The organism is Curvibacter sp. CHRR-16 (assembly GCF_018474005.1).
Taxonomy (GTDB): domain Bacteria; phylum Pseudomonadota; class Gammaproteobacteria; order Burkholderiales; family Burkholderiaceae_C; genus Allorhodoferax.
The window spans coordinates 187,392-204,287 of record NZ_JAHCSH010000006.1 but is presented as its reverse complement, the minus strand read 5'-3'; the positions used below and the strand labels follow the sequence as shown (position 1 = coordinate 204,287).

Genomic DNA, 16,896 nt, shown 5'->3' with positions numbered 1-16,896 from the left:
ATGCCAGCACAGCGCCCATGATTATTGAAAGTCTTCTCGACACCGACCTGTACAAGTTCACCATGATGCAGGCGGTGCTGCACCAGTTCCCGGGGGCGCAGGTGCAATACCGTTTCAAGTGCCGCAACCCCGGCGTCAACTTGGCCCAGTTTGCCGATGAAATTCAGCGTGAGATCGAGCTGCTGTGCACGCTGCGCTTTACGGACGATGAGTTGGCTTACCTGCGCAGCTTGCGCTTTATCAAGAGCGACTTTGTGGACTTTTTGGGGCTGTTCCACCTCAACCCCAAATACGTGCGCCTGCAGCCGATGCCCAATGGCGAGCTGTCACTAGAGATAGAAGGCCCTTGGCTGCACACCATTTTGTTTGAAATTCCCTTGCTGGCCATCATCAACGAGGTGTACTTTCGCAATACCCAGTTGCAGCCTGACTATGCCCAAGGTCGTGTACGCCTGCAGGAGAAAGTCAGCCAACTCAAAGGCGTGGGCCTGAGCGCCCTGAAAATTGCCGATTACGGCACCCGCCGGCGCTTTTCACGCCAGTGGCATCACGAGGTGTTGCAAACCTTGGCGTCACATCTGGGCGTAGTCAAACCCGTAGGCACTGGCAAAGGCCAGTTTGCCGGTACCAGCAATGTGCACTTTGCCCGCACACTGGGTTACACCCCACTGGGCACCATGGCGCATGAATATTTGCAAGCAGCCCAAGCCCTGGGCCCGCGTCTGCGCGACAGCCAGACCTTCGCGTTTGAGTCGTGGGCGCGTGAGTACCGGGGAGACTTGGGCATTGCCCTCTCAGACGTGTATGGCATGAGCGCCTTCCTGCGCGACTTTGACATGTACTTTTGCAAGCTGTTTGACGGTGCGCGCCACGACAGCGGCGACCCGTTTCAGTGGGGCGAGCGCATGTTGGAGCACTACCAGCGCAACCGCGTAGATCCGCGCACCAAGGTGCTGATCTTCAGCGACGGTCTCACCATCCCCCGCACCATTGCTCTGTACGAGCAGTTCCACGGACGCTGCCAGCTGGCCTTTGGCATTGGCACCAACCTCACCAACGACTTGGGCTATGAACCGCTGCAAATCGTCATCAAGATGACGCGCTGCAACGGCCAACCTGTGGCCAAACTCTCCGACACTCCCTCCAAAAGCATGTGTGACGACGAGAACTACCTGGCCTACCTGCGCCAAGTGTTCGACATCGCCCCGCCAGCCGTAACCGATACCAGCGCATGACCACCATTACCAGTCCCGTGCCCACCACCCACACCAGCAATGCCCAGCGACGCCACCGCGTACTGGTCACCCGTGCCATTCCCGACGCCGCGCTGCGCGAGTTGGAGGCGACTTTCGACGTCGAATCCAACCAAGATGACGTGCTCTGGCCGGTGCACGAGCTGATCGCCCGCTTGCAGGGCAAAGACGGTGTGATGACCAACGGCAGCCTGCGCATCGATGCCGCCCTGCTGGAGGCCTGCCCAGACCTGCGCATTTGCGCCAACATGGCTGTGGGCTACAACAACTTTGATGTGGAGGCCATGACCGCCCACGGCGTGCAAGGCACCAACACGCCCGACGTGCTGACTGAAACCACGGCTGACTTTGGCTTTGCTTTGTTGCTGGCCACCGCCCGCCGCGTGACCGAGAGCGAACGCTACTTGCGCGAAGGGCGCTGGAAAGGCTGGCGGCACGACATGTTTTGCGGCCCCGATGTGCACGGCGCTACGCTGGGCATCATCGGCATGGGGCGCATTGGGCAGGCCATTGCCCAGCGGGCTGCGCACGGCTTTGGTATGCGGGTCATTTACCACAACCGCAGCCAGCTCGATGCCGCCACCGAGCAGCGCCTCAAGGCCCGCTGGGTGGACAAAAACACGCTGCTGCGTGAGGCCGACCACGTCATGCTGGTGCTGCCGTATTCGCCTGCTGCCCACCACACCATAGGCGCGGCAGAGTTGGTGCTCATGAAATCCACCGCCACGCTGGTTAACTTGGCACGCGGCGGCATTGTGGACGACGCCGCACTGGCCGCCGCCCTGCGCGAGCGGCGCATTGCCGCAGCGGGGCTGGATGTGTTCGAGGGAGAACCCTCCGTTCACCCCGATTTGCTCACCGTGCCCAATGCCGTGCTGACCCCGCACATTGCCAGCGCTAGCACCGCCACCCGCTTGGCCATGGCCCGCTTGGCGGCGCGCAACCTGCAGTCCTACTTGCTGGAAGGCAAAGCCATCACCCCGGTCAATAAGCTGGCCAATGCGCTGGCCAGTCACCGGGCAGCGAAGGCGTAAACCGCCATGGCACTCGATCCCATAGCCCTGAGCCTGCTGGCATTGTTACTGCTGGTTGTGGTGGTCAGTTTGGTGCTCACCCTCACGTCCATGCAGGCCGTGCGCAGCCTGCGCCAAGAGCTGCACGACAGCGCCCGCCAAGCCCGCCAAGAGCAGGCGCAAAGCATCGCCACGTTTCAACAGTTGGTGATCCAGCAAAGCGCCGAAGCCGTGCGCACGCAAAACGCGCAAATGGACGCCATCGGCCAACAAATCACTCTGCTGCAAAAGACGGTGGCCGACACGCTGGCCCAGCAGCTCATGGGCCTGAGCGAGGCCAACGCCCGCCGCCTGAGTGAAGTGCGCCAAACGCTGGAGCAGCAACTGCTGCAACTGCAAGCCAGCAACACCGCCAAGCTGGATGAAATGCGCGCCACCGTGGACGAGAAGCTGCAAGCCACGCTGCAGCAGCGTTTGGGCGAGAGTTTCAAACAAGTGGCCGATCGGCTGGAGCAAGTGCACAAAGGCTTGGGCGAAATGCACCACCTTGCCCAAGGCGTGGGCGACCTCAAGCACCTGCTCACCAATGTGAAAACCCGCGGCATGTTTGGCGAAGCGCAACTGGCCAGCCTCTTGGAGCAAGTGCTGGCACCCGAGCAATACGCCGCCCAGGTAGTGACCCGCCCCGGCACCCGCAATCCGGTGGACTTTGCCATCCGCCTACCCGGCCGCGCAGACAACGGTGAGCCAGTGTGGCTGCCCATAGACGCCAAGTTTCCCAACGAAGACTACGAACGCCTGCTGGATGCGCAAAGCCGCGCCGACGCCGCCGCTGCCGAGCTGGCCGCTAAGGCGCTGGAAGCACGCATCCGGCTAGAGGCCAAGTCCATTGCCGAGAAGTATCTGGAGCCACCGCACACCACGGACTTTGCCATGCTCTTTTTGCCCACAGAAGGGCTGTATGCCGAAGTGCTGCGCCGCCCTGGCCTGATGGAAGCGCTGCAGCGTGAGCACCGCGTCACACTGGCTGGGCCCACCACCTTGCTGGCCATGCTTAACTCACTGCAAATGGGCTTTCGCACCCTGGCGCTGGAAAAGCGCGCCAGCGACGTGTGGCAGGTGCTGGGCGCGGTCAAAACCGAGTTTGGCAAGTTTGGCGACGTGCTGGCCAAGGTGCGCGACCAAACCCAAACCGTGCTCAACACCCTGGACAAAGCGCAAACCCGCACCAACGTGATGAATCGCGCCCTGCGCCAAGTGGAAGCGCTGCCCGACGAGCAGGCCAGTGGCATGCTGCCGTTAGAGGGGGAGTGAAACTATCAATCTATAGCATCGTATATTTTTGTATAAGAAATTGACTTATACATGCTTATACTTTGCTAGTTATTGGTAGAGCTGTGTGCTCACAGGAGTGACCATGGATGCAGTGAGAAACCCGTTTGCCCCCGGAGCGGGCAGTCGGCCGCCAGAGCTTGCTGGGCGAGAAGCCATCATTGAAGATGCGCAGACAGCCATTCAACGCGCTTTGCTGGCCAAGCCCTGCCGGTCGCAAATGCTGATCGGCCTGCGGGGTGTCGGCAAAACAGTGTTGCTGAACAAAATTGAAGAACTCGCAGAAGACGCCGGGCACATCACATCGTCCATAGAGGCGCCCGAGGGCAAAGCGCTCAGTGAGCTGCTGGTGCCCAAGATCAATCAAGCCTTGCGCAAGCTCTCCGCTTCGCAAGCCGCGAAGGCCAAAGCCCACCAAGCACTGAGGGCGCTTCGCTCCTTTGCCTCTGCCTTCAAGCTGACGTATGGGGATGCCTCCATTTCGGTTGATCCGGAGGAGGGGGTTGCGGATACAGGTGATATGCAGGCAGATTTGCCGGAGTTGTTCTTGCGCGTGGGCGAAGCCGCCAAAGCAGCAGGTAAGGCATGGACGCTTTTGATTGACGAGGTGCAGTACTTGCGCACCGAAGACTTGGCCGCGTTGATTGTTGCCATCCACAAAGTCAACCAACGCGTGCTGCCGGTATTGTTCTTTGGTGCCGGCCTTCCCCAAGTGGCGGCACTTTCGGGCGACGCCAAATCCTATGCGGAACGCCTTTTCCACTACCCGGAAGTCGGGCCGCTCAATCCCGTGGATGCAGAAACTGCGATTCGGCAGCCTATAGAGGGTGAAGGGGAGCGCATTGATAGCGATGCCATAGCGGAGATTGTGGCAAGAACGAAAGGCTATCCCTACTTTTTGCAGGAGTGGGGCTACCAATGCTGGAATATCGCCCAAGGAGCGCCCATCACCTTGAAAGACGCTACCGCTGCCGCACTGGAGGCGACAAGGCGATTGGATGAAGGGTTCTTTAAAGTGCGCTTTGATAGGCTGACCCCCAGGGAGCGCGAATACGCCATTGCCATGGCCAAGCTGGGGCCCGGTCCCTACCGATCGTCAGACGTAGCGGATGCATTGAAAGAAACGCAGCAAAGCCTGGGGCCACGGCGTGCGCAGATGATCAGCAAGGGAATGATTTACAGCCCATCACACGGAGATGTGGCCTTTACCGTGCCCATGTTCCATGACTATTTGGTGCGCCACTATGCTGGTGGTTCTGCCAAGGCCTGATGTGCTGCCAAGCATTTCCCACCCCCAGCCAACTCTATTCACTCCGTACATGTCTTGGGCATAAAAAATGGCGCTAGAAGCGCCAAATGGGGTTGGGGTGGAGCGTGTCGCAACCCGCTCCGTGTACGGGGTTATGCCGCGTCGTCCGCAGCCTCTCCACCATTGACGCTCAGCGTTCCGCGCCCTGCGGCCACGTCCATTTTTTGTTCGGTGCTGGCGAACTTGCTGTACTTGCTCAGGATGCCGACCAGTTGGCCGTACACGCGGGGCGTGCCTGCTACCAGTTCGCGCTGTTCCAAGAAGTCAGGCTCACCGGTGAAGTTGCCCACCAAGCCGCCGGCTTCGGTCACCAACAAGGAGCCTGCTGCCACGTCCCAAGGTTGCAGGCCGGTTTCGAAGAAGCCTTCGGTGTAGCCAGCGGCTACGTAGGCCAAGTCCAGCGCGGCAGAACCCGGGCGGCGCAGACCGTGGGTGCGTTGCATCACTTCGCCCATCATGCGCAGGTAGGTTTCAAAGTCGTCACCGGGGCGGAAGGGAAAGCCGGTGGAGATGAGCGAGTCTTTGAGCATGGTGCGCTTGGATACGCGGATGCGGCGCTCGTTCAGGTAAGCGCCACGGCCCTTGGTGGCGGTGAACAGGTCGTTGCGGGTGGGGTCGTACACAACAGCGTGCTCGACCTTGCCGCGCACGGCCAAGGCGATGCTGACGCAGTACACGGGCAGGCCGTGGATGAAGTTGGTGGTGCCGTCCAGCGGATCGATGATCCAGACGTATTCGGAGTCGTAGGAGCCTTGGGTACGGCCGCTTTCCTCTGCCAAGATGGCGTGGCCGGGGTAGGCACCCAAGAGGGTGTCGATGATCACTTGCTCTGCAGCTTGGTCAATTTCGGTGACGAAGTCGTTGGCGCCTTTTTGCGAGATGCGCACGGCGTCTCGGTCGAGCGATGCGCGGTTGATGATGGAGCCAGCGGAACGGGCGGCCTTCACGGCCACGTTGACCATGGGATGCAGATTGAGCGACATAGATTGTGTGGGGAGGAACGGTTGTAAATCGCTGGCGATACAGCGGCGGCAATCGAAGAAATATTCCAAGAAAGCGCGGAAAATAGCCCACCATTCTAGCGGCCTTGCACCAAAACACCAACACCATGCGAACCCGATTCATCCTTATCCAGACCAGCCACGCTGGCAACGTGGGCGCGGCAGCCCGTGCCCTCAAGACCATGGGCTTTGACGACATGGTGCTGGTAGCCCCGCGCTGGCCCAATGTGCTGCGGCGCGAAGAAACCATCCAGCGCGCCAGCGGTGCGTTGGACGTGCTGCGCAACTGCCGCGTGGTCGATACGCTGGATGAGGCGCTGGAGGGCATGACCCACTTGTGCGCCACAGCCATGACGCCGCGTGACTTTGGCCCGCCCACGCGCAGCCCGCGTGAGCATTTTGAGTTGCTATTAAAAAGTGAGCGCCTCCAGCAATACCCATCTGCTCTAGTGGCCGATGGGGTATCTGAATCCAGTGCGCCAGAGGGCATGGCGTTTTTGTTTGGTTCGGAGCGCCACGGCATGCGCAACGAGGATGTGTACCGCTGCCATGCCTGCTTGTCGATTCCGACCAATCCGCAGTTTGGCTCGCTCAACATCGCCTCGGCCATTCAGGTGATTGCCTACGAGTGGCGCTTGGCGCTGGGCGGCTATGGCGTGGAGCAGGCTACCAAGCCGCCGGTGCAGGCCGATGCCCAGCAGGTGGCGGGCATGCTGCAGCACTGGGAGGAGGCGCTGTTGGCCATCGACTTTCTGGATCCGGCGGCACCCAAGAAGCTCATGCCCCGGCTTAATTCCATGTTCAACCGTGCGCAGCTGACGCAAGAGGAAATCCATATCCTGCGCGGCATTGCCAAGGCCATGCTGCAAAAGAGCTTACCTGCCAAGGGGTAGACTTACTACTATGTTTGCCCGTATCCGATCCGACATCCAATGCATCCTAGAGCGTGACCCCGCTGCCCGCAGCGCTTGGGAGGTGCTGACCTGTTATCCAGGTTTGCATGCCGTGGTGTTGCATCGGTCTGCGCACTGGTGCTGGACGCACGGCTTCAAATGGCTGGGGCGCTTTATCTCGCACATGGGGCGCTTTTTCACCGGGATCGAGATCCACCCTGGTGCGGTGATAGGCCAGCGCGTGTTTTTTGACCATGCCATGGGCACCGTGGTGGGCGAGACGGCTGTGATTGGCGATGGCTGCACCATCTACCAAGGTGTGACCTTGGGCGGCACCAGTCTGTACAAAGGTGCCAAGCGCCACCCCACGCTGGGGCGCGATGTGGTGGTCAGTGCTGGGGCCAAGGTGCTGGGCGGCTTTGAGGTGGGTGATGGTGCCAAGATCGGCAGCAATGCCGTGGTCATCAAGCCCGTGCCTGCAGGGGCCACGGCGGTGGGTATTCCAGCGCGCATCATTCCCAGCAAAGAGGGCGTGAGCGCTGATGTGACGCAGACTGAGCGCAAGTTCACTGCCTACGGCATCACGCAGGAGGATGACCCGGTGAGCCAAGCCCTGCGCGGTTTGGTGGACAACGCCAGCAGCCAAGAGCACCAAATTGCCATGCTGTGGAAAGCCATCGAGCAGCTCTCGGCCCGTTTGGCCGAGTCCGACTGCGTGCCGCAAGATGCTGCCCGCCAAGAGTGTTTTGAAGCCGACAAGCTCAACGAGCTGATTGGCAAATAGATAGCCCTTGCCCATGACTGAACTGGACTCCATGAGTGTGCGGCACTACAGTGCCGCGCGCGGGAGCCACAGCCATGGCCATTTCCAAATCCTCTGGGCCCTTGATGGCGTGCTGGAACTGGAGGTAGAGGGGCGTGGTCTTTGCTTGTCAGCCGGTGCTGGCTACGTGATTCATCCTGGGGAGCGGCACGATTTTGAATCTCGCCGAGGCAGCCGCTGTTGGGTCTTGGACACCCACGAGGCGCATTGGGCCGCCTGTTTGCGCAGTCCAACCGTGCGCCAACCTGCCTACCAACTGGTCAAGGCCCTGGTGGGAGCGATGGAGGCAGGCTTGCCTGTCTCTACCACGCATGGTGCGTATTTGTTGTCGCAACTGTGGATGCCCAGTAGCCGGGGGGCTGGTGGTGCTGGTGCACGCCTAGGCCAACCGGAGCCGGTGTCTCGCCAAGCCAGATCGATTGATTGGGTGGCTTTGCAGGCGTGGGTGGGTATGCGTTTGTCGTTGCCCCTGACGTGTGCTGACTTGGCCCAGCGGGTGAATCTGAGTGAGAGCCAATTGCGCGCCCGTTGCCAGCAGGAGTTGGGCTGCTCGCCCATGCAATGGGTTCGGCAGTTGCGCTTGCAGCAGGGCCAAGTGCTGCGCCAGCAAGGCTTGTCTGCGCACGAGGCGGCGCTCAGGGTGGGTTATCAGTCCGCAGCCGTTTTGGCTGCAGCGCGCCGTCGACACTAAACCCGCCTTAATCAGCGTTTTGTATACCCTGACCAGCGTTGCGCTAGCGATTGCTTCGCTAAGGTGGGGGCCTATGAAAACCGCTATCCAATCGGACTTGTTGGCCTTGTCAGCGATCGCTTTGTGGGGCTCGCTGGCCCTCTTGGGTGTGTCTTTGGCCCATATTCCCCCTTTTCTTTTGACCGGGTTGGCCTTGCTGCTGGGTGGTTTGTTGGCTTTGCCCTTGTCGCGTTTTCAGTGGCGCAGGTGCTCGGTGCCCTGGCCCACGCTGGCGCTGGGTGTTTATGGCCTGTTTGGTTTTCACTGGCTGCTGTTCATGGCATTGCGCACAGCCCCTGCTGTGGAGGCCAATTTGATCAACTACTTGTGGCCGTTGGGCATTGTGGTGCTGTCGCCGGTGTTCCTACCCGGTACTCGCCTTGGCCTTGTGCACGTGCTGGCTGCGCTGATGGGGTTTGCAGGTGCTGCGCTGGCAATAGTGGGGCGATCGGATGGGCCAGCGAGCGGTTTCCATGTGGGGTATTGGTACGCTGCGGCCTCGGCGTTTGTATGGGCCAGCTATTCCTTGTGGACACGCCGTGTCGCACGGTTTGAGACGGCGGCAGTCGGTTCGTTTGCGGTGGTCTCTGGCCTGCTGTCTTTGCTATGCCATGTGTGGTGGGAGGCCCCCGTGGCGCTGACGGTGGCCGATGCTTGGGGTATTGTCCTGCTCGGTCTAGGGCCACTGGGTGGCGCTTTCTTTTTGTGGGATGCTGCGCTCAAACGCGGCGATCCGCGCCGCATCGGCGTGTTGGCTTTCATCACGCCTTTGCTCTCGACGCTGCTTATGCTCTGGCACAGCGGCCAGCCGTGGGGCTGGCACACCGTCTTGGCCGCAGCGTTGATTGTGGGGGCGGCGCTCTTGGTACAAGTGTTCGAGCGCCCTTGATCAACGTATCAGCAGCTTGCCCGCCCCGGCTTGTGCTGGCACGGTGCTGGGCACCTGGGCCGCGGGCGTGGGGGTGTAGGCGTAGGGAATAGTCCAGTTGGCAGGGGCGAAGTTGCAGTTGCTGGCCAAGTTGAGGTCGGCCCCATTGAGTTGTGAGCCTGTGTCGCTGATGGCGCCAGTTTTACTGGCTGACCCGGGGTTTTTCACCACGTGGCTGCACTGGCTGGCCCCGGTAATGCGAAAGGCGTTGTGCTCGGACAGAATTTGCGCCTTATAGCCCACCCCTATGCTGTACTGGTGGTGGTAGGCCGTGGCTTTGCGATCGCCTTCGTAATAGTTGCTGTACACGTGCACTTGGCCAAAGCGCACGCGGGGGGCGCGCTCAGCCACGTTGGTGAAGTGGTTGTGGTGCAAGGTAATGGTGAGGTGGCCCTCATCCACGGTGCTGCTGTCGGAGTGGCCAATCAGGTTGTTTTTTTCATGTGAGTCGAACACGTTGTAGGAGATAGTCACGAAATCCGAGCCCTTTTTCACGTCCAAAGCGCCATCGTGGCATTGCTTGGTTTTGCCGTTTTCTACGGGCAAATTGGCGTCGCTAATGGGCAGATCCGTGAAGGTGTTGTGGTCAATCCAGATGTGGTGCGACTTGTCGATGGTGATGCCATCGAACTCGGAGTTCCAGTTGCCGTCTTTGCCATCGTTGGGATCCCATACGGGTGCCACATCGCAAGGGTTGGTGATGGAGAGATTGCGCACGATGACATTGCTGGCGTTTTCAATCAGGATGAACGCATTGCGGATGTGCCCTTGGTCACCAGCGCCAATCAGGGTCGTGTTGCTCGGGATACTGATTTTGCCGCGTGCGTCTTGGTCTGCGTGGGATTGAAAGGCCCCTCCATTGTCAGCGGCTGTCATGTCGATGGGGGCAGCTACCCAGATGATTTTGGGGCGCTCCCCAGCTTGGCGCAGAGCTTGGAGCAAGGCGCTGGGACTGGTGACGGTGTATACATCGGTCGATTTGGCGGCTGCGCCACCGTTGGTGCCGCCGTTAACACTGGCCCATCCCCCGGTTGGTGCCACTTGGCGCGCTTCATCGTCGGCCAAGGCTGTGGGGGTGAGACTAAGTAGTGCGTAGCCCAAGAGCATGGCATGGAATGGGTGTTGCAGTGAAATGGGCAGTGGCATATGCAATAGAGCTTGGTTGCTTGTTCGCCGATAGTACAAAACAAAAAGGCCAGTCCTTGAGGACTGGCCTTGGTAGTGTGAACTTGCTGGCTAATTCAGATTAGTTCACGGTGATTTTGCCTACACCTGCATTGGCTGGTACTGTGGTGGCTACATTTGCTGCAGCTGTGGGGGTGTACTTGTAGGGAATAGTCCACGATGGCTTGCTGAAGCTGCAGGCGGACATATCCAGTGCCGAGCCATTGAGCAAAGAGCCTGTGTCACTGAATGCCCCTGCATTGCTGGAGCCACCGGGACTCTTAATGACATGGGCACAAGTGGAGCCGCCAGTAATTTGGAACGCGTTTTGTTCGGCATAGATCTTGGCCTTGTAGGCTGGACCGATGCTGTACTGGTAGGCGTACACACTGGCGCTGCGGTCACCAACAAAGTAGTTGCTGTAGACGTGCACCTTGCCAAAGCGAACACGGGGAGCGCGCTCAGCCACATTGGTGAAGTAGTTGTGGTTGAAAGTGACGGTCAAATGACCATCGTCAGAGGTGTTGCTGTCAGAGTGGCCAATCAGGTTGTTCTTCTCATGCGAGTCGAACACGTTGTAGGAGATGGTCACGTAGTCAGAGCCTTTTTTCACATCCAGAGCGCCATCGTGGCACTGCTTGATCTTGCCATTGCCCTTTTCCAGCTTGTCATCGGTCAAAGGCTTGTCGGTGAACACGTTGTGGTCAATCCAGACATTCTTGGAATTGGAGACAACCAATCCATCGAATTCGGAGTTCCAGTTGCCAGTGTCACCATCGTCCGGATCCCAGACGGGGGCCACATCGCAAGGGTTGATGATGGTGAGGTTACGCACAATCACGTTGCTGACGCTATCGATGTTGATTGTGGCGTTCTTAATGGTGGCGTTAGAGCCAACGCCGATGATGGTAGTGTTGCTGGGAACGGCGATTTTGCTGCGCACGTTTTGATCGGAATGGCTGGTAAAAGCACCGCCGTTGTCTGATGACGTCATGTCAATCGTGCCAGAGATGCGCACGATCTTGGCGCGAGAGCCAGCGTTGCTCAAAGCGGCCAGCAGGGCGGTGGGGGTGGAGACGAGGTAGACGTCTGCGGTAGCGGCGGTGGAGCCACCGGTAGTGCCACCGTTTTGGCTAGCCCATCCGCCAGCGGGGGCTGTTTCACGGGTGGCGTCGGCAGCAAAGGCGCTCACCATGGCTGTTGAAACAATACCGGCAGCGATGAAGCTTACCGATAACTTTTTAAGTTTGAGCATGATTAACAACTCCTGTAAAAGAGCTTTTATTTTCATTTGAAACAAAAGATTACAAACGGGAGTAAATACCAATTGACAAATCGAATTTATCGAAGAAAAAAGGCCAATCATTGCTGATTGGCCATGCTTTTCGCAGTTGTTAGCTTGTTTTTAAGGTTAATTCACTGTGATTTTTCCAACACCAGCGTTCGCAGGAACCGTTGTTGCAACGTTTGATGCGGATGTGGGGGTGTATTTATAAGGGATTGTCCAGCTGGCTTGGGAGAAGTTGGTGCAATTGCTTGCCAAGTTCAGTGCAGAACCGTTGAGCAAGGAGCCTGTGTCAGTGATCGCACCAGTTTTGCTCGAAGAGCCTGGATTTTTGATCACGTGCGCGCAAGTTGTTGCGCCAGTGACATTGAACACGTTTTGTTCAGAAATGATCTTGGCCTTGTAGGCTGGACCGATGCTGTACTGGTAGGCGTACACACTGGCGCTGCGGTCACCAACAAAGTAGTTGCTGTAGACGTGCACCTTGCCAAAGCGAACACGGGGAGCACGCTCAGCCACATTGGTGAAGTAGTTGTGGTTGAAAGTGACGGTCAAGTGGCCATCGTCAGAGGTGTTGCTGTCAGAGTGGCCAATCAGGTTGTTCTTCTCATGGGAGTCGAACACGTTGTAGGAGATGGTCACGTAGTCAGAGCCTTTTTTCACATCCAGAGCGCCATCGTGGCACTGCTTGATCTTGCCATTGCCCTTTTCCAGCTTGTCATCGGTCAAAGGCTTGTCGGTGAACACGTTGTGGTCAATCCAGACATTCTTGGAATTGGAGACAACCAATCCATCGAATTCGGAGTTCCAGTTGCCAGTGTCACCATCGTCCGGATCCCAGACGGGGGCCACATCGCAAGGGTTGATGATGGTGAGGTTACGCACAATCACGTTGCTGACGCTATCGATGTTGATTGTGGCGTTCTTAATGGTGGCGTTAGAGCCAACGCCGATGATGGTAGTGTTGCTGGGAACGGCGATTTTGCTGCGCACGTTTTGATCGGAATGGCTGGTAAAAGCACCGCCGTTGTCTGATGACGTCATGTCAATCGTGCCAGAGATGCGCACGATCTTGGCGCGAGAGCCAGCGTTGCTCAAAGCGGCCAGCAGGGCGGTGGGGGTGGAGACGAGGTAGACGTCTGCGGTAGCGGCGGTGGAGCCACCGGTAGTGCCACCGTTTTGGCTAGCCCATCCGCCAGCGGGGGCGGTTTCACGGGTGGCGTCGGCAGCAAAGGCTGCAGTCATACTGGCTGTAATCAGGCTTGCTGCGAGCATGCGCTGCGCCAGTTTTTGGCGATAAAACATGAAGAACTCCTCGTAGTAACTGTGGGAGTTCCATTGTGTTTTTTTACCAAGAAGTACAAATAGGTGAAATCACTCGTCTGACGTTAGTGCAAACGTGATATGTGGCTTTTGTGTTTGTTTAAATTGTTAACTTCAATGCTTCAGGCCACAAACTTTCTGCATAAATGATCACGTCGTGAACGTTGGATTCGTGCAAGCCTGTCAAACGCTGTTGAGCATCAAGCCAGATGCTTTGGCACAAGGGATAGTCACGCGTGCGCAGTTGCGGAGGGATGCTGACAAAGTAGCCAGTGCTGGGTATGCCAAACCCCGCTGCCAAGTGGATACTGGCGCTGTCTACACTGACGACGTGCTGCGCATGCCGAACCCAATCCAGCCATTGCGCAATCGTGGTGGAGAGGGCGGATACATTGCGGTATCCAGGCAGATCCAAGTTGGCAAATCCCAGTACGGGGAGGTCGAACTGTGCATGCAAGCGTTCAACCATGGGAGCATGCCAACGCTCTGGAATGGAGCGCAGGGCAACACTGGCATGCGGACAAAACAGCACATAGTCGCCAAACTCGCGCCGCCAGTCATGAACAGGTGCAATGCTGGCGAGCCAGCTATTGGCTTTCTCTGCGGCAGGAATGTCTGCATAGGGCAAGCCTATTGCATGCAAGAAAAAGTCAATCATGGGCAAGTCGTTGAACGACTGCCAAAACAAAAAGTCTGATAAATCGATGACTGCATCAAACGCCGCCAGTCGTTCTGCAGGCTGTGGCAGGGCGGTGACAGAAACCGACTTGGGTAGGTAGTTGTACAGAGCCTCTACATAAGCAGGGCAGGTGGAACTTCGCCATAGACTGACCTGCAAGTGTGGGTGGCGCTGAAGCAATGCGTGTAAGGCGGTGATCCCAATAACGGAATCGCCAAATGCCAAACCAAAGCCGTTGATGATCAACAGACGGCCTATGTTGCCAAAGTCCAAATCAATGCTTGTGCGGTTGGCACAGCAGACCTGGTCATAACAGGCAGACAAAGGCGAAAACTGATGGGGCGATTGCTGGGTATTGGCGGCGTCAAATGGTAGCCAAACCATCCCGTTGGAATCCACGATGGCCTGTGCCCGCAACTGGGGAAATTGCTGGCCCCACTGCGCGGCAGGGTTGTCGGCAGTGTGCATGCTTTTCAAGCGTTGGTAGGAGGGCGCACGGCATTCTTGGGGCGAAATGCCTTGCAAACGTTGGCGTGTGTCTCGATGTAGGGCCCGCCTATCAAATCCACGCAGTAGGGAACGGCAGCAAAAATACCATCGACTATCGGGACTCCGTCGCTGTCTTTGAGGCCCTCCAGCGTTTCAGCAATGGCGCGTGGCTGTCCGGGTAGGTTGATGATGAGGGTGCGCTCACGAATCACCGCCACTTGGCGCGACAAAATGGCCGTGGGCACAAACTCCAAGCTGATACGGCGCATTTGCTCACCAAAGCCGGGCATGACCTTGTGGGCCACGGCCAGCGTGGCTTCGGGGGTCACATCGCGCAGCGCAGGGCCGGTGCCGCCAGTGGTCAGCACCAGCGCACATCCAGCATCAGTCAGCTCGATGAGGGTGCGTTCTATCAGCGCTTGCTCATCGGCAATCAAGCGTGCTTCCCACACAATGGGATTGCACAGCGCTTTGCCCAGCCACTCTTGCAAGGCAGGCAGCCCTTTGTCTTCATAGACGCCAGTGCTGGCGCGATCGCTGATGGAGACTATGCCTATGCGCACCGTGTCGTAGGTGCTGGCTAAAGCTGCCACGGCTGCAGTGGTACTCATGCGTCCTCGCCCTGTTCGGCATCACCGGCCCCCAATGCTTGGCGCACCAATTGAAAAATATCGCGGTAGGCTTTGCCATGGCGTGGCAGCGCACCGGGTTTTTCGGGTTTGGCGTCTTTGCGCGCTTGGCGAATCAGAGAGCGCAGTTGTTGGCTATCGGTGCTGGGGTGGTGTTCCAGCCAGATGGCCAAGGCATCGTCCTCGGCGATCAGGCGGTTGCGCCATTGCTCGCTCTGGTGCAGCAGCGCTGTTTCTTGGGCGCTGGGCAGGTGTTGCTCGACCAATGCTGCGCGTGCCGCCTCCAGTGTGTCAGGGTCGAGCTGGCGCATCAGCTTGCCAATGAACTGCATTTGGCGCCGTTTGCCTTCGAAGTTGGTGATGCGCTTGGCTTCAGCCAGTGCATCTTGGAGCTTGCTGGGCAGGTCCAATTTGTCCAGCAAATCGGCGCGCAGCGTCAACAGCTCGGTGCCGAGCTGCTGCAGGGCTTCGCTTTCTTTTTTGAGGTCGGTACGGGTGGGTTCATCCGTGCCTTTGAGTTCGCGCTTGTATTCCAAGTCGAGTTCACTGCCCTCGGCAACGAACTGACCGCGCACGTAATAGCCTTTTTTCGGTTTGCGAGACATAGCCAGCTATCATAGCCGGGCCATGAAAAAAACCACTGTTTCCTCTGCTGCAGCTTTAGCTGCTGATGCCCCCGCCAGCGGCTTTGCCTACAGCCGCGCTTTTTTTGAGTCCCGTGTCGATGCCGCTTTGGCCTTTGCCAAAAAGCTCGGTGCCAGCGATGCGGGGGCAGAGGTATCAGAAGGTTGTGGCCTGAGTGTCTCGGTGCGCAACGGCGAATTGGAGAACGTGGAGCGCAACCGGGACAAAGGTCTGGGCGTTACGGTCTATCTGGGCCAGCGCCGGGGCAATGCCAGTACCTCCGACTTTTCCGATGCGGCCATTGAGCAAACCGTGCGCGCGGCCTACGATATTGCCCGCTTCACCGCAGAAGACCCGTTTGCTGGTTTGCCCGATACGGCCGATTTGGCTCCGGTAGCAGAGCGCGAGCGCGATTTGGATTTGTTCCACCCTTGGGCCATTAGCAGCGAACAGGCTGCCGCATTGGCTTTGGAATGCGAGGCTGCTGCTTTGGGGGTGAGCAAGCGCATCACCAACAGCGAAGGAGCCGCTGTGTCGGCCCAGCAGTCGCATTTTTTCAGCGCCCATACCAATGGCTTTCGCGGCGGCTATGCCACCTCACGCCATTCGCTGTCCGTATCGCCCATTGCGGGCAAAGGCAAAGACATGCAGCGCGATGCTTGGTACAGCTCCATGCGCAGTGCCGACGAATTGGCCTCGCCCCAAGCGGTGGGGCGCTATGCCGCCGAGCGTGCGCTAAGCCGTTTGGGCGGGCGCAAGATCGCCACCACCGAGTGTCCGGTGCTGTTTGAGTCCACACTGGCTGCTGGCTTGCTCGGGGCTTTTGTGCAGGCCGTCAGTGGGGGGGCGCTGTACCGCAAGAGCACGTTTTTGCTCGACTCCTTGGGCAAGCAGGTATTTCCCAAACACATCAGCATCGACGAAGACCCCTTTGTGCTGCGTGGCAAAGGCAGTTCACCGTTTGACGAAGAAGGTGTGCAAGTACGCCAGCGTAAGGTGGTGGATGCGGGCAAGGTGCAAGGCTATTTCCTGAGCAGCTATTCAGCCCGCAAGCTCGGCATGCGTACCACTGGCAATGCCGGTGGTTCACACAACCTGCAGTTTGTTTCGCGTTTGACCAAGGCGTCTGACAACCTCGATGCCATGCTGGAAAAGCTGGGAACGGGGCTGTTTGTGACCGAACTCATGGGCCAAGGCGTCAACTACGTTACGGGCGACTATTCCCGCGGTGCCAGTGGCTTCTGGGTGGAAAAGGGCCGCATCGCCTATCCCGTGCATGAGATCACCATTGCCAGCACCATGCAAGCCATGTTCAAAGGCATAGAAGCCGTGGGGGCGGACACCTACAACTACGGTGCCAAGACGGTGGGTTCTATCCTCATCAACCGCATGAAGGTGGCGGGTAGCTGATCTACTCTTCA

16 protein-coding genes are annotated in these 16,896 nt (G+C 58.5%); 9 read left to right on the top strand and 7 right to left on the bottom strand.

The features are described from left to right. Positions 1 to 17: 17 nt before the first annotated feature. The 4 genes from pncB (at position 18) to KIK84_RS14350 (ending at position 4,868) form a co-directional block, all read left to right on the top strand. Entirely contained in the window at positions 18 to 1,235 is a 1,218-nt protein-coding gene (pncB, locus tag KIK84_RS14365) for a nicotinate phosphoribosyltransferase (protein WP_214123785.1), read from the top strand. Beyond that, on the top strand, positions 1,232 to 2,287 hold the full coding sequence (locus KIK84_RS14360) for a 2-hydroxyacid dehydrogenase (protein WP_214123784.1): 1,056 nt from the start codon (positions 1,232 to 1,234) through the stop codon (positions 2,285 to 2,287). Before pncB ends, KIK84_RS14360 begins: the two co-directional genes overlap by 4 nt. A 6-nt stretch (positions 2,288 to 2,293) precedes the next feature. Continuing rightward, positions 2,294 to 3,580: a DNA recombination protein RmuC gene (locus KIK84_RS14355; protein ID WP_214123783.1), complete on the top strand. Its 1,287-nt coding sequence runs from the start codon at positions 2,294 to 2,296 to the stop codon at positions 3,578 to 3,580. A gap of 103 nt (positions 3,581 to 3,683) precedes the next feature. Next, on the top strand, positions 3,684 to 4,868 hold the full coding sequence (locus tag KIK84_RS14350; RefSeq protein WP_214123782.1) for an ATP-binding protein: 1,185 nt from the start codon (positions 3,684 to 3,686) through the stop codon (positions 4,866 to 4,868). A gap of 131 nt (positions 4,869 to 4,999) precedes the next feature. On the opposite strand, the gene KIK84_RS14345 is transcribed toward KIK84_RS14350, so the two are convergent. Next, on the bottom strand, positions 5,000 to 5,890 hold the full coding sequence (locus tag KIK84_RS14345; RefSeq protein WP_214123781.1) for an inositol monophosphatase family protein: 891 nt from the start codon (positions 5,888 to 5,890) through the stop codon (positions 5,000 to 5,002). A 125-nt stretch (positions 5,891 to 6,015) separates the two neighbouring features. Between KIK84_RS14345 and KIK84_RS14340 the strand changes: the two genes are divergently transcribed. The 4 genes from KIK84_RS14340 (at position 6,016) to KIK84_RS14325 (ending at position 9,243) form a co-directional block, all read left to right on the top strand. After that, positions 6,016 to 6,801 carry an RNA methyltransferase gene (locus KIK84_RS14340; RefSeq protein ID WP_214123780.1) on the top strand — a complete coding sequence of 262 codons (786 nt, stop codon included), beginning with the start codon at positions 6,016 to 6,018 and terminating at the stop codon, positions 6,799 to 6,801. Positions 6,802 to 6,811: 10 nt separating this feature from the next. Then, complete coding sequence (gene cysE, locus KIK84_RS14335) at positions 6,812 to 7,585, top strand: serine O-acetyltransferase (RefSeq protein ID WP_214123779.1); 774 nt, start codon at positions 6,812 to 6,814, stop codon at positions 7,583 to 7,585. A gap of 13 nt (positions 7,586 to 7,598) precedes the next feature. Next, the gene (locus tag KIK84_RS14330) at positions 7,599 to 8,315 is read left to right on the top strand and encodes an AraC family transcriptional regulator (protein WP_214123778.1); all 717 of its coding nucleotides are present in this window, start codon (positions 7,599 to 7,601) and stop codon (positions 8,313 to 8,315) included. A gap of 73 nt (positions 8,316 to 8,388) precedes the next feature. Beyond that, positions 8,389 to 9,243 (top strand): DMT family transporter, encoded by an 855-nt coding sequence (locus tag KIK84_RS14325; protein ID WP_214123777.1) that lies wholly within the window; start codon positions 8,389 to 8,391, stop codon positions 9,241 to 9,243. Here the strand turns inward: KIK84_RS14325 and KIK84_RS14320 are convergent, their stop codons facing one another. The 6 genes from KIK84_RS14320 to yjgA all read right to left on the bottom strand — a co-directional run bounded on the left by KIK84_RS14320 (position 9,244) and on the right by yjgA (position 15,456). Next, positions 9,244 to 10,428 (bottom strand): pectate lyase family protein, encoded by a 1,185-nt coding sequence (locus KIK84_RS14320; RefSeq protein ID WP_214123776.1) that lies wholly within the window; start codon positions 10,426 to 10,428, stop codon positions 9,244 to 9,246. Positions 10,429 to 10,528: 100 nt separating this feature from the next. Further along, on the bottom strand, positions 10,529 to 11,701 hold the full coding sequence (locus KIK84_RS14315; RefSeq protein ID WP_214123775.1) for a pectate lyase family protein: 1,173 nt from the start codon (positions 11,699 to 11,701) through the stop codon (positions 10,529 to 10,531). Positions 11,702 to 11,857: 156 nt separating this feature from the next. After that, on the bottom strand, positions 11,858 to 13,036 hold the full coding sequence (locus KIK84_RS14310) for a pectate lyase family protein (protein WP_214123774.1): 1,179 nt from the start codon (positions 13,034 to 13,036) through the stop codon (positions 11,858 to 11,860). Positions 13,037 to 13,154: 118 nt separating this feature from the next. Further along, positions 13,155 to 14,201, bottom strand: coding sequence for a glycosyltransferase family 9 protein (locus KIK84_RS14305; protein WP_214123773.1), 1,047 nt, complete (start codon positions 14,199 to 14,201; stop codon positions 13,155 to 13,157). A 5-nt stretch (positions 14,202 to 14,206) separates the two neighbouring features. Further along, complete coding sequence (gene mog, locus KIK84_RS14300; protein WP_214123772.1) at positions 14,207 to 14,833, bottom strand: molybdopterin adenylyltransferase; 627 nt, start codon at positions 14,831 to 14,833, stop codon at positions 14,207 to 14,209. Next, a complete protein-coding gene (yjgA, locus tag KIK84_RS14295) occupies positions 14,830 to 15,456 on the bottom strand; it encodes a ribosome biogenesis factor YjgA (protein WP_214123771.1) in 627 nt (208 codons plus the stop codon). The genes mog and yjgA overlap by 4 nt, the downstream gene beginning before the upstream one ends. 22 nt (positions 15,457 to 15,478) lie before the next feature. On the opposite strand from yjgA, the gene pmbA reads away from it, so the two are divergent. Continuing rightward, complete coding sequence (pmbA, locus tag KIK84_RS14290; protein WP_214123770.1) at positions 15,479 to 16,885, top strand: metalloprotease PmbA; 1,407 nt, start codon at positions 15,479 to 15,481, stop codon at positions 16,883 to 16,885. Positions 16,886 to 16,896: the final 11 nt, after the last annotated feature.